The sequence below is a fragment of the Psychrobacillus psychrodurans genome, assembly GCF_050209195.1.
Taxonomy (GTDB): Bacteria; Bacillota; Bacilli; order Bacillales_A; family Planococcaceae; genus Psychrobacillus; species Psychrobacillus psychrodurans.
On record NZ_CP189791.1, the window covers coordinates 1,234,561 to 1,246,887 of the forward strand.

Annotated in this window: 12 protein-coding genes and 1 pseudogene; 11 read left to right on the top strand and 2 right to left on the bottom strand. The window is 36.1% G+C overall.

Translation table 11 applies throughout. The features are described 5' to 3' along the window. Positions 1-29: 29 nt before the first annotated feature. The 9 genes and pseudogenes from ACQCPR_RS05705 (at position 30) to ACQCPR_RS05745 (ending at position 8,569) form a co-directional block, all read left to right on the top strand. Positions 30-1,388 carry a dihydrolipoamide acetyltransferase family protein gene (locus ACQCPR_RS05705; protein WP_427138474.1) on the top strand — a complete coding sequence of 453 codons (1,359 nt, stop codon included), beginning with the start codon at positions 30-32 and terminating at the stop codon, positions 1,386-1,388. 3 nt (positions 1,389-1,391) lie between these two features. After that, positions 1,392-2,804 carry a dihydrolipoyl dehydrogenase gene (lpdA, locus tag ACQCPR_RS05710; RefSeq protein ID WP_427138475.1) on the top strand — a complete coding sequence of 471 codons (1,413 nt, stop codon included), beginning with the start codon at positions 1,392-1,394 and terminating at the stop codon, positions 2,802-2,804. A gap of 721 nt (positions 2,805-3,525) precedes the next feature. Beyond that, entirely contained in the window at positions 3,526-4,425 is a 900-nt protein-coding gene (locus ACQCPR_RS05715) for an ABC transporter ATP-binding protein (protein WP_427138476.1), read from the top strand. Continuing rightward, entirely contained in the window at positions 4,425-5,135 is a 711-nt protein-coding gene (locus ACQCPR_RS05720; RefSeq protein ID WP_427138477.1) for an ABC transporter permease, read from the top strand. The genes ACQCPR_RS05715 and ACQCPR_RS05720 overlap by 1 nt, the downstream gene beginning before the upstream one ends. A gap of 319 nt (positions 5,136-5,454) precedes the next feature. Further along, positions 5,455-5,766: a transporter suffix domain-containing protein gene (locus ACQCPR_RS05725; RefSeq protein WP_427138478.1), complete on the top strand. Its 312-nt coding sequence runs from the start codon at positions 5,455-5,457 to the stop codon at positions 5,764-5,766. Beyond that, positions 5,726-6,149: pseudogene (locus tag ACQCPR_RS05730) on the top strand (MarR family winged helix-turn-helix transcriptional regulator). Before ACQCPR_RS05725 ends, ACQCPR_RS05730 begins: the two are co-directional and overlap by 41 nt. Positions 6,150-6,447: 298 nt before the next feature. Next, positions 6,448-7,269 (top strand): polysaccharide deacetylase family protein, encoded by an 822-nt coding sequence (locus ACQCPR_RS05735; protein ID WP_272508854.1) that lies wholly within the window; start codon positions 6,448-6,450, stop codon positions 7,267-7,269. Positions 7,270-7,520: 251 nt separating this feature from the next. Continuing rightward, positions 7,521-7,898: a CidA/LrgA family holin-like protein gene (locus tag ACQCPR_RS05740; protein WP_427138479.1), complete on the top strand. Its 378-nt coding sequence runs from the start codon at positions 7,521-7,523 to the stop codon at positions 7,896-7,898. Further along, positions 7,895-8,569, top strand: coding sequence for an LrgB family protein (locus ACQCPR_RS05745; protein WP_427138480.1), 675 nt, complete (start codon positions 7,895-7,897; stop codon positions 8,567-8,569). The genes ACQCPR_RS05740 and ACQCPR_RS05745 overlap by 4 nt, the downstream gene beginning before the upstream one ends. A gap of 90 nt (positions 8,570-8,659) precedes the next feature. On the opposite strand, the gene ACQCPR_RS05750 is transcribed toward ACQCPR_RS05745, so the two are convergent. After that, positions 8,660-10,129 (bottom strand): aminotransferase class I/II-fold pyridoxal phosphate-dependent enzyme, encoded by a 1,470-nt coding sequence (locus tag ACQCPR_RS05750; RefSeq protein ID WP_090562987.1) that lies wholly within the window; start codon positions 10,127-10,129, stop codon positions 8,660-8,662. Positions 10,130-10,266: 137 nt separating this feature from the next. Between ACQCPR_RS05750 and ACQCPR_RS05755 the strand changes: the two genes are divergently transcribed. Then, entirely contained in the window at positions 10,267-11,223 is a 957-nt protein-coding gene (locus ACQCPR_RS05755; protein ID WP_427138481.1) for an NAD(P)H-dependent flavin oxidoreductase, read from the top strand. Positions 11,224-11,239: 16 nt separating this feature from the next. Further along, a complete protein-coding gene (locus ACQCPR_RS05760) occupies positions 11,240-11,509 on the top strand; it encodes a UPF0223 family protein (protein ID WP_090562981.1) in 270 nt (89 codons plus the stop codon). A gap of 38 nt (positions 11,510-11,547) precedes the next feature. On the opposite strand, the gene ACQCPR_RS05765 is transcribed toward ACQCPR_RS05760, so the two are convergent. After that, complete coding sequence (locus ACQCPR_RS05765; RefSeq protein WP_427138482.1) at positions 11,548-12,177, bottom strand: YktB family protein; 630 nt, start codon at positions 12,175-12,177, stop codon at positions 11,548-11,550. Positions 12,178-12,327 lie beyond the last annotated feature (150 nt).

Sequence of the window (12,327 nt, forward strand, 5' to 3'; positions counted from 1 at the left end):
CAAAATCTGTTATAGAAAGGGTGAATACATTGTCATTTGAATTTCGATTACCAGATATAGGTGAAGGTATACATGAAGGTGAAATTGTTAAGTGGTTTGTAAAAGCAGGCGATGAGGTACAAGAAGACGATATTTTATGTGAAGTACAAAATGATAAGGCAGTTGTTGAGATTCCTTCTCCTGTAAAAGGGAAAGTTACGGAAGTTCTTGTAAGTGAAGGGACAGTAGCTATTGTTGGAGATATACTAGTTAAGCTTGATGCACCTGGTTATGAAGACCTTAAATTTAAAGGCGATCATAGTGATGAGGACAAAGCAGAAGAAAAAACTGAAGCACAAGTTCAAGCAACTGCAGAAGCTGGTCAAGTAGTTGACAAAGAAAAAGTAGAGACTCCAAACAAAAAAGAAGCTTCTACAGAAAACACTAACACTGCACCTAAGGAACAACCAAAAGGCGATACACGTGTAATTGCTATGCCTTCTGTTCGCAAGTTTGCGCGTGAAAACGATGTTAGCATTTCGGAAGTGACTGGTTCAGGTAAAAATGGTCGTGTCTTAAAAGAAGATATTGAAGCTTACTTATCCGGAGATCAACCTTCAGCAATGGAAGAAAAAGCTGAGACATCTACAGATGCAGAAGTTAAACAAACAGCTCAAACTTCAGCTCCAGTTTCATTTGAAGGAGAATTCCCTGAAACTAGAGAAAAGCTTTCACCAATGCGTAAAGCAATAGCAAAAGCAATGGTACATTCAAAACATACTGCTCCACATGTTACATTAATGGATGAAGTAGATGTAACTGAACTTGTTGCACACCGTAAAAAGTTCAAAGAAATTGCAGCTGAAAAAAATATCAAGTTAACATATTTACCATATGTAGTGAAAGCACTTGTAAGTACACTAAGAGAATTCCCAGCGTTAAACACATCTTATGATGACGATACAAACGAGGTTATCCAAAAACATTACTTCAATATTGGTATCGCAGCAGATACTGATAAAGGATTGTTAGTTCCAGTTATCAAAAATGCGGATCGTAAATCTGTTTTTGCAATATCAGATGAAATTAATGCACTTGCTGGAAAAGCACGTGATGGTAAACTTGCTGCAGCTGAAATGAAAGGTGCATCTTGTTCTATTACTAATATTGGATCAGCGGGCGGACAATGGTTCACTCCAGTTATCAATCATCCAGAGGTTGCTATTTTGGGAATTGGTCGAATTTCGGAGAAACCTGTAATAAAAAATAGTGAAATTGTGGCTGCACCTGTGTTAGCATTATCATTGAGCTTTGACCATCGAATGATCGATGGTGCGACTGCACAGCACGCTTTGAATCATATAAAACGTTTGCTTAGCAGTCCAGAACTATTATTAATGGAGGCGTAAAAAATGGTAGTAGGAGATTTCCCAATCGAAACAGATACACTTGTAATAGGTTCAGGCCCTGGAGGATATGTTGCAGCTATTCGCGCAGCACAAACAGGACAAAAAGTTGTAGTTGTGGAAAAAGAATATATCGGAGGAGTTTGCTTAAACGTAGGATGTATTCCTTCTAAAGCGTTAATCTCTGTTGGTCACCGTTTTGAACAAGCAAAACACGCTGATGATATGGGAATTACAGCTACAGATGTAAAAATCGATTTTTCTAAATCACAAGCTTTCAAAGACAGTGTAGTTAAAAAATTAACTAGCGGTGTTTCTGGATTGTTAAAAGGAAACAACGTAGAAGTAGTTATGGGCGAAGCATATTTCGTTGATGCTAACACTGTTCGTGTAATGGATGAAAAATCAGCGCAAACATATACATTTAAAAATGCAATTATCGCAACAGGGTCACGCCCTGTAGAAATTCCAACTTTTAAATACTCTAAACGTGTATTAAACTCTACTAGTGCATTAAGTCTACCTGAGATTCCAGAGAACTTAGTTGTAATTGGTGGTGGATATATCGGTACTGAACTTGGTTCTGCTTTTGCTAACTTAGGTTCAAAAGTTACAATTGTTGAAGGTGGCGATGATATTCTAGCTGGTTTCGAAAAACAAATGACAACAATTGTTAAAAAAGGCTTGAAGAAAAAAGGCGTTGAGATAGCAGTTAAAGCATCTGCTAAAGGTGTAGAAGAGTCGGATAATGGCGTAGTAGTAACTTATGAAGTTGGTGGAGAAGAGAAAAAAGTCGAAGCTGACTATGTTTTAGTTACTGTAGGTCGTCGTCCTAATACGGATGAGATGGGTCTAGAAGAAATTGGTCTTAAATTTGCTGAGCGTGGATTATTAGAAGTAGACAAACAGTGTCGTACAAACATTTCTAATATCTATGCTATTGGTGACATTGTTGCTGGTCCTCAACTTGCTCATAAAGCATCTTACGAAGGGAAAGTAGCTGCAGAAGCAATCGCTGGTCAAACATCTGTTGTGGATTACTTAGCAATTCCTGCTGTTTGCTTTACTGATCCAGAGATGGCTACTGTTGGTCTTAATGAAGCACAAGCAAAAGAGCAAGGGTATGACGTAGCTGCTGGGAAATTCCCATTCGGAGCTAACGGTCGCGCACTAGCATTGAATGCTACTGAAGGTTTCGTTAAACTAGTTTCTCGTAAAGAAGATGGTTTATTACTTGGAGCTCAAATCGTTGGTCAAGGAGCTTCAGATATGATTGCTGAACTTGGTTTAGCTATCGAAGCAGGAATGACTGTAGAAGATATTGCAATGACTATTCATGCTCACCCAACATTAGGTGAAATTTCTATGGAAGCGGCAGAAGTCGTTATGGGTCATCCAATTCATATACTTTCTAAATAATTTACCATTTAGACTTGTTCGCTTTTGCGACAAGTCTATTTTTTTGGTTCTATAATTTATAACGTTAGTGAAAAAAATTACCTTCTCCAGATTATTGGTGAAGGTGATGAACTTGCACTAACTATTTTAAATAGAAAACAAGTGAAGCTCCCCGTAGAATTAAAGTCGTCGAAAACCATCATCTTGGAAGAAACCCACTTGTCAGTTGCTAATGATATTAGAATGCTCATTGATATTCAAGACTCAAAATTAATTCACTTTAAATTCAAGCCAGCTGAATCTGATTTAAGACAAACACACTTAGAAGTAACCTAGTCTGCCTTTTTAGGTTATAAGTTTTCACTCGATTTAAAGTACACTTTAGGTTTCTTGTAGTGAAAGATGGTGACTCCTGCGGGAACAGCGCGAGCTGAAGACCCCACAGGAGCGCGATTTTCGCGGCGAGGAGGCTGTAGCCGTGCCCGCGGAAAGCGCCATCTGGAACGGAAAGTAACAGGGTATTCGATTCACTATAAAAAAAGCCAGATTAGAAAGCCAGTTTCCCCGACATTCTAATCAGCCTTAATATAATTCAATGTTCACCAGCGTTATTTGACAAAGAACCTTTTTTATAAGCGTTTAGCGGGGAGAGAAATGAGTGTAAATTTATTGCAATTAATTGAAACTTACTAAATAGATTTACGTACAAATACTATTAACTAGAGTTAAAGGGTGTGTGGAAGTGGATGTTTTCATAGAATTAAAGAATATAACCAAGAAATTCAAAAACATTTCAGTACTGGAGGGGGTGTCCCTTTCTATTCCTTCCAGGGAGATTACGGCTATTGTTGGAAAAAACGGGTCAGGAAAAAGTACGTTATTGAAAATGATTGGAGGGTTAACGAAGCCAGATAGTGGCCAAATCATTTTTCGAAATGGAGAGCCGGTCCGGATTGGATACGTACCAGAGGTGACTCCTGTGGTTATTCCGTTTACTCCGAGAGAGTATCTGACATACATGGGGAAAATTAGAGGGCTGCCGATAGATTGGCTGCAAAAGCGGATTAACAGCTTGTTGGAAATATTTCATATGGAAGAAAACCAAAACACCCGAATAGAGCATTTTTCTAAGGGGATGAAACAAAAGGTAATTATTATGCAAGCAATGCTCGAAGAAACTGATCTGCTAATTATGGATGAGCCGCTTTCTGGTCTCGATTTAAATGCACAAACAGAATTCGAGAGACTGTTAATCTCATTAAAGGAAAGGGATATTAGTGTTATTTTAACCTGTCATGAGACAAAGTTGCTTGAAAAGGTAGTAGACCGCATCCTAGTCATCCACCAATGCCAAATCACCTATACTAGAAATCAACAGATAGAAGATGAGCCCATGAACAGGATAGTCTTTGAACTGTCAAACACCGTTTCACTCAATCTGTTAAGGGAGAAAGTAACCATCGTGAAAGAGAAGGAAACCAGTTCCGGACATAGGTTGATAGAACTGAGTGTAACCAAAGAACAAACGAATAAAATTGTAAAAGAATTTCTGGATCGAGGGGCCACAATCCAGCTGCTAGCGCCTTTAGTAAGGGAAAATCACTTTTATGACAGTTTTAAAAAAGGGGTCGAAATACAATAATGAAGGGCTTAATACACTACCAATTTGCTAATTATATACGAACACACAAATACGTTCCCCCAGTATCAGTTTTTATCATGATTCTCATCATCAATTATACTTTCATACCTAATCCTATATTAGATAGCTATTCATTTACGTCATTAGTGTTGTTTTTTATTATGGGTTGGGTCACAATCACGATTTTGCATGCAGAGGATCAAGGTCTACAACAACTTACTATCTTACATGCGAAAAATAAAAGTGGATATTATCTAGCTCTCGTGATTAATTGTGCATTTGTCGGTCTGATACTAAGTATTGTAGCAGTTGTGTATCCTATCGTTTTTCATGTCTTTAAGCCTGGGCTTCTTACGATCCATATTGTCATGGGGTTTTTGGCGCATTTTAGTTTAGTTATTCTTTCGATTGCACTGTCCTTATTTTTCACGAGGGAACTTGTAAAAAGTAATGTAAATTCTTGGTGGGGTGTTATTAGTATATTGGTTGTTTCCTTGGCTCTTGCAGTGGCGAAAGCAGATACTCTAAAAGTAAAAATACTAACCTGGATTCTACCACCTCTACGTTACTCCCTGGAAATCATGAGTGTTGGAGATAAGATTACCTCTGTCCCTGTACTGGTTTACGCTCAGTTTGCCTGGATCTTTATTTACAGCCTAATTTTGATTACGATTTTTATAGTTGTGGTCTCAAAAAGTAGAAAACTCTAAATGAAAACTATCATTAGAAAAGAATGTAGTTATTTAACCCAGTACAACCTACTTTGGTGTCATTCCTAGCTTCAGAGGTAATAGAAATTTTATGACAATTCTATATAGATTGGTTTTACAATAGATGAGATAGTCAGATCTTTTCTTATAGAATTCAAATGAAAATATAAAAATGCTCAAAATTTATACAATTTACATAACAAAACAGAATTGGAAGAAGTATTTTCTTAAATGTATCTTCAAATATTTTTGTAATCAATTTTCTTTTATCATATGATTTAGTTAAGTAAACTAAAATAAAAAAATAGGGGATTTATAAGTGGAAAAAGAAAAAGTTTCTACAGAACAGAAACAAGAAAAATCCAGTTTGTATAAACTTGGAATAGGACTTTTGATCCTCTCACTTTCAATGTGGCTAATCCCGATTATCACGCCATTTACACCACTTCCAACTAAAGTAAAAGCTGTTACCATAACAGTTAGCATAATAATAGCTGAAGTTATGTTTTGGATAGGTGCTTTACTTGTTGGAAAAGAAGTAGCTGCAAAATTTAAAAGCTACTTAAACCCCAAAAAATGGCGGAAAAATAGTGAGTTACAGAGACGTGAAAAATATAGCAAATCGGATTAATCAAACGATTGAAGACATATGGATTATACTCGAGAAAAGCGAAAAAGATTATATATTAATGACCAACAATATGTATTGTTAAATTTAATTATTAGACGGCCATTTACTTCACCTACAGAACTGGCTGAAAAAATGGGCATCACGAAAAGTGCGGTCAGTCAACAGTTAGCAAAACTTAAAAAGGAAGACTATATAACTAGAAAACAACATGTAGAGGACAAGCGTACATTTTCAATTGAATTGGGCGAAAAGGGTTGCTTTATAAAAAAGAAATGGAAGCTTTTCATCAACAAGTTTCTGATAAATATCATAAGAGTTTGTCACCTGTAGAATTGACAAATATGTTATTAATGCTTCAAAAGTTACGAGAAATATTTGAGTAACTGTGATGATTATTAAGAATCTGTTATAGTTTTTTTACATTTCGTCAAGAGTTTTTAGAAAGTCGGAGTTAGTACTAATATTTCAATAGTTTATAAGAAAGTGAAGATTGTGAAGTGATGTACTTAAATTTACTTGTGCTTATGGGCGATCTTAGTTCTGGTCGAATAAGGATTAACTATTCTCTCGTTGCGATTTTTGAAGAACTAATTGCAAGATTAAGCTATAGGCATAGAAATATACCCTACTAACTATCTCTTCTGCCTGTTAAAATAAAGAGGAAGGGACAGGGTGATTATATTGAAACTTACAACTTGGATAATACCAGCAATTATGTTACTTGGACTTTCTGCTTGTGGTATTGCAGATGAAAAGCCTGAAGTAGGAAAGGAAACGGAAGAGACAACCCCAGTATCTCAGGAGCCTGTTGTAGAAGAAATGAATGAGGATGAGGTAGTAGAGGAGGAAGTTGCTATTAAGGAACCCGAATCGCTATACGAATTAAACGAGGCAAACTGGACATTCCAGCCAATTGGAGCTGCGAATCCAAAAGCGGTTTTGCTTACAATTGATGATGCTCCTGAAAAATATGCAGTAGAAATGGCAAAAACTTTGAAAGAGTTAAATGCACCTGCTATCTTTTTCGTAAATGGACATTTTATAGATACCGATGAAGAAAAAGCCAATTTAAAAGCTATTTATGATATGGGTTTTTCAATCGGAAATCACACACAAACCCATGCTAATTTAAAAGAGAGTTCTGAGGACCAACAAAAGGAAGAAATTATAAAAGTAAATGAAACCGTAGAAGCAGTAATTGGTGAAAAGCCTAAGTTCTTCCGTGCACCTTTTGGAGTTAATACAGACTTTAGTAAATCTCTTGTCCTACAAGAAGGTATGCTTTTAATGAATTGGACATATGGATATGATTGGGAAAAACAATATCGTACTGCTGAAAGTTTGACTGATATTATGGTGAACACTGAATATTTAACAGATGGCGCAAATTTATTAATGCATGATCGTGAATGGACTGCAGAGGCTTTGCAGGGTATTGTAGAGGGGCTGCGTGCAAAAGGTTATGATTTGATTGATCCAAAAACAATTAAAGGAATACAATAATTTAAACACCTTTGGATATTCCAAAGGTGTTTTTAAAGAGAGTGTACAATTTTGTATCTTGTATTCTGTTTAATGAAAATTATTAAATCGATAGTCTTCAATAGTACTACAATTAGTTGAACTTACTGTAATAAAAAACATCCTATTATCAACTTAGTATTTCTACAGGACATGGTATAAAGAATATATTTTTTTTAAATACCATTTTTTCGGAGGTGATAGCTTTATGGTAGATTCTTTAAAGTGCATATATGGTTAAAATTATTCGGATTGTGCTTCAGGTAATTATTTTGTATCTTTTTTCGCTTATCGGATCTTGGATTGTACAAAGTCTCTCCCTTCAATTTCCTGGAAGTATTATTGGACTGTTCTTACTTTTTAGTTGTTTATATTTTAAAATAATACCGGTTGATCTTATAAAGGATGGAGCAGGTTTTTTATTAACCTTTTTGGCGCTATTTTTTATACCAGCTACTATTGGAATTATGGATTATCCAGAGTTCTTATCTTGGGCTGGTTTAGGAATGGTTGTATCAATTGTCATTAGTACAATAATAACCATCATAATAACCGGAGTTTTTTGTCAGTATGTTGAAGGGAAGTCATTAAAAAAGGAGCAGATTGAATGATTGCAATTATGATGGTAATCGGAACAATTGTGCTTTTTTATGTAATGTCTATCGTTTATAAGAGATTTACATACCCGCTATTGATTCCTATTTTTTCTACAACAGTACTGATTGTGATAATTTTATTAATAAGTAAAATACCCTATGATACATATATGTCGGGGGGAAAGTGGATAAATGAATTATTAGGACCAGCTGTTGTCAGTATGGCCTATCCCCTATATATTCACCGAGAGAAAATTTACAACTATAAAGTTCCAATACTCCTGAGTGTATTGATTGCTTTGTTTTCAGGTTTAATCAGTATTACTATTTTATCTAAGCTTTTGTCATTCGATGAACATGTTCTATTGTCTTTATTACCGAAGTCTATTACCTCTCCGGTTGCTATTCCAATTAGTGAGGCAATAGGAGGTATCTCAACATTAACAGCTGTTTTCGTTATTTTTGCAGGCTTAGTTGGAGCTATTCTTGGACCCTTTATTTTTAGGGTTTTTCGCATCGATAATGAGATAAGTAGAGGGATAGCAATGGGAAGTGCCTCTCACGGTATTGGTGTTTCAAAACTAGGGGAGTATGGGGAGGAAACATTAACAATGGGCTCTGTTTCTATGACTTTAAGTGCAGTATTAGGGTCATTTGTTTGCCCGTTATTTACTCTTTTAATCTAATAATAATTTTAGAAATATCATCCCATTTAGCTTAATATTTTTGTCCAATACAAAAAAAGGAACTCATCAAAATGAGTTCCTTTAAAATTATTAAAATATTGCTTGATGTTCTTTAATGACATGAATCATCTCAAGTGTGTCGTCTTCAGGACCTTGGACAGGTAGCCCTGCTTCAATGTTCATCGTTATATAATCTATATTACCTTGGGTAATTATTTCCCCGGGAATAAAAATTGGAATACCTGGTGGATAAACCATTACGAACTCTGCAGAGATACGACCGCTTGCGTGTTTTAGCGGAATAGATTCTGTAGCTGCGTAAAACGCATCTCTAGGTGACATAGCAAGTCCTGGTATATCTGGCAGAGTAACAGATGGTTCTACGACGACTGCATCAGATTCGTGGGCAGCCACCATTCTTGAAAGAGCGTTAACAAGTAAATTAACTTCTTTTTTTGTATCTCCAAGAGTGATTAAACATAGAATATTATACAAGTCTGAAAGCTCTACTTCTATATTTGCTTTTTCTCTTAACCAGATTTCCGCATCATACCCTGTCATACCTATGTCTTTAACACTTATTAATAGTTTTGTTGGGTCCATATCATACGTAGCAGATGTTTGTAATATTTCTTCCCCCACACAACGAATATGGGGAATTGCATTAATTCGTTTACGTGTATCTTTTGCAAGTCGAATAGCATCCCCTATTAAATCCTCGCCATGGATAGCTAGTTGTCGTCTTGCAGTATCTAATGATGCAAGTAATGGATAGGACGTGGAAGTTGTTGTTAACATGGACAAAATAGACTGCACACGTTTAGTAGATACTAAGCCCTCTTTTACATTGAGAATAGAACTTTGAGTCATGGATCCACCTAATTTATGAACAGATGTTGCAGCCATATCAGCCCCTGCTTGCATTGCAGAAACGGGAAGTGAATCGTGAAAATGAATATGAACTCCGTGTGCCTCGTCTACTACAACAGGAATCCCTTTCTTATGCGAAAGCTCCACGATTCTTTTAAGATCCGCAGCTAAACCAAAATAGGTAGGATTAATAACTAGTAATCCTTTTGCATCTGGATGTGCATCTAATGCTTTTTCTACCGATTCTACTGATATACCATGAGAGATTCCTAATTCTTTATCTACTTCTGGATGGATAAAAACTGGAATCGCACCAGCAAATACAATTGCCGACATTATCGATTTATGAACATTTCGTGGAACAAGAATCTTATCTCCAGGTCCACAAATAGTAAGTATCATAGTCATTATTGCACCACTTGTCCCTTGTACAGAGAAAAATGTTTCATCAGCACCAAATGCTTCTGCTGCCAAATGTTGTGCTTTTTTTATTACACCTTTAGGTGAGTGTAAATCATCCAAAGGAGCAATATTGATCAAGTCTATAGAAAGTACATTATCTCCAACGAACTCTCGAAATGCAGGGTCCATCCCTTTCCCTTTTTTATGCCCAGGAATGTGAAACTGGATTGGATGACGATTTCGATGCTTTAGTAATGCATCGAATAATGGAGTTTCTAATTGTGACAACGTTCATACCACCTCTAGTTAGAATTTATAAAACAAAAGAAATTATAGCACTTCAATAGCTGTAATACTATCAAAATCATTGTAATTTGTATCAATAGAACAATTTCATTAGACTATTAATATAAGGAGGGGGAAGAATGGCTTTTCAAACAAGGGTTACAGAATTATTAAGTACAAAGCTTCCAATCGTTCAAGGAGGTCTTGCTTATCTAGCGTATTCTGATTTATGTGCAGCTGTTTCAAACGCTGGGGGTTTAGGACAAGTAACTGCCATGAGTTTAAAAACGCCACAAGAGTTGCGAGAAGAAATACTAAAAGTACGAAAGCTGACGGAAAAACCATTTGGTGTAAATTTTGCAATTGGCCAAACTGGGAGACCGTATGAGCATATGTTGCAGGTAGCTATTGAGGAAGAGGTTCCAGTAATATCGATGACAGGGGGAAATCCAGCTCCTATTTTAGAAAAACTCGCTAATACTTCGATAAAAAAACTAGTCTTAGTTGCTGCTAAACGACAAGCTCAAAAAGCCGAGCAACTTGGTGCGGATGCAGTTATGGTAGTAGGGCATGAAGGTGGAGGGCATCTTGGAAGAGATGATATCGGATCTATCGTATTAATCCCTCAAGTGGTGGATGCTGTGTCGATACCCGTCATCGCTTCGGGTGGTATCGCAGATGGCAGAGGATGGATGGCTGCTCATGCACTTGGAGCCGAAGGAATTGAAATGGGTACCAGATTCATCGCCACAAAAGAATGTGTGCATGCTTCATCTGCTTATAAAAATTCATTAATAAAGAGCGAAGAAATGGACACTGTAATTATTAAGAAATCCCTTGGTGCACCTGCAAGGGCCATAAAAAGTAGTTGGACAGATTCTATTTTAAGTATTGAAAGTGAAAATGTAACATATGATGCTCTTAAGGATTACATTAATGGTGAAGCGAATAAGCGATTCATTTACGAAGGTGATGAAGAGAAAGGATTCGGTTGGGCTGGCCAGTCGGTAGGGTTCATCAAAGATATACCTTCCGTACAAGAATTATTCGATCGTATGGAAATGCAAGCAATGGACATTCGAAAAAAGTGGAAATAGAAGGAGGTAGTAATAGATGGAATACACATACCCTTTTTCATTGGATTGGTCGACAGAAGAAATAGTGGATGTAGTACAATTTTTTGAAGCGATAGAAAAAGCATATGAAAATGGAATCAAACGCGAAGAACTAATGAAAAGATACCGAAGATTTAAAGAAATAGTACCTTCTATTGCGGAAGAAAAAACATATTTTCGTGAATTTGAAAAAGAAAGTGGTTATGTAAGCTTTCCTATTATTAAAAAGATGAAGGAGCAATCAGACGGTAGCATCATCAAGGGTTAAAAAATACCTCCTATACTGAAAAGTATAGGAGGTGCATATTATTTCATGTGGACCATCGTTTTATATATTGGCAATAAATGATCAAATGTTTCTTCTGCAAGTTCCAAGAACTCTTCTTCAGTAAGTTTTACAGCTTCTTCTCTACTAATATGACGGCCAACTAAAAATTCTGCCTTTTTTACATCTTTTAAACGAACCAGTAGTTGTTCAAGGCCATCTTTCTTTTCTTTTTTTAGCAAAGAGGCTTCAGGCTTCATATGATCTCCAGAAACAATAAAATCTGCGGGCAATTTGTTAAATAATCCTTTTTTCTTTAATAACCGTTCAGCAATAGCTACTTTATCGGGTGCCTCATAAATAACAGCTAATATGATGAAAGCGTGTCTACCCCATAGACCTATTTGGAAGTGTGGTAGAGCTTTATATCCTCTCTTATAAGGTGCAAATGCTACCCAACTATCTTTTGGAGGATTAACCGAACGTCTTGCATGCTTAGCTACATGGGGATAATATTCTTGTCCAAGTATTGTAGAAAAATAATGACTATAATGACCGCCTAACTCCTCGAATTTCGGTCTAATTTTTTCGATTAATCCAGCCATTCTGTTTTCAAGTCCATCTATTTGAAAGACATCAAAATCTTCAACTGTCCAAAATGTTTTGCTCATATGTAGACTCCTTTCAACTTCTATGTTTATTTTATAGGAAATTTGGGTAAAAATCTTGTAAGTAGTATTTTTCAGTAGACATTATTTATATGGTAGCATACTTTATTATAAAGAATCTTCTGAATATTACGATATAAAATAAGAAGGGGT

Excerpts from the sequence above, each read along its gene's own strand:
- lpdA (WP_427138475.1), top strand. The coding sequence starts at position 1,392 with ATGGTAGTAGGAGATTTCCCAATCGAAACAGATACACTTGTAATAGGT.
- ACQCPR_RS05720 (WP_427138477.1), top strand. The coding sequence starts at position 4,425 with ATGAAGGGCTTAATACACTACCAATTTGCTAATTATATACGAACACAC.
- ACQCPR_RS05740 (WP_427138479.1), top strand. The coding sequence starts at position 7,521 with ATGGTTAAAATTATTCGGATTGTGCTTCAGGTAATTATTTTGTATCTT.
- ACQCPR_RS05745 (WP_427138480.1), top strand. The coding sequence starts at position 7,895 with ATGATTGCAATTATGATGGTAATCGGAACAATTGTGCTTTTTTATGTA.
- ACQCPR_RS05755 (WP_427138481.1), top strand. The coding sequence starts at position 10,267 with ATGGCTTTTCAAACAAGGGTTACAGAATTATTAAGTACAAAGCTTCCA.
- ACQCPR_RS05760 (WP_090562981.1), top strand. The coding sequence starts at position 11,240 with ATGGAATACACATACCCTTTTTCATTGGATTGGTCGACAGAAGAAATA.
- ACQCPR_RS05765 (WP_427138482.1), bottom strand. The coding sequence starts at position 12,177 with ATGAGCAAAACATTTTGGACAGTTGAAGATTTTGATGTCTTTCAAATA.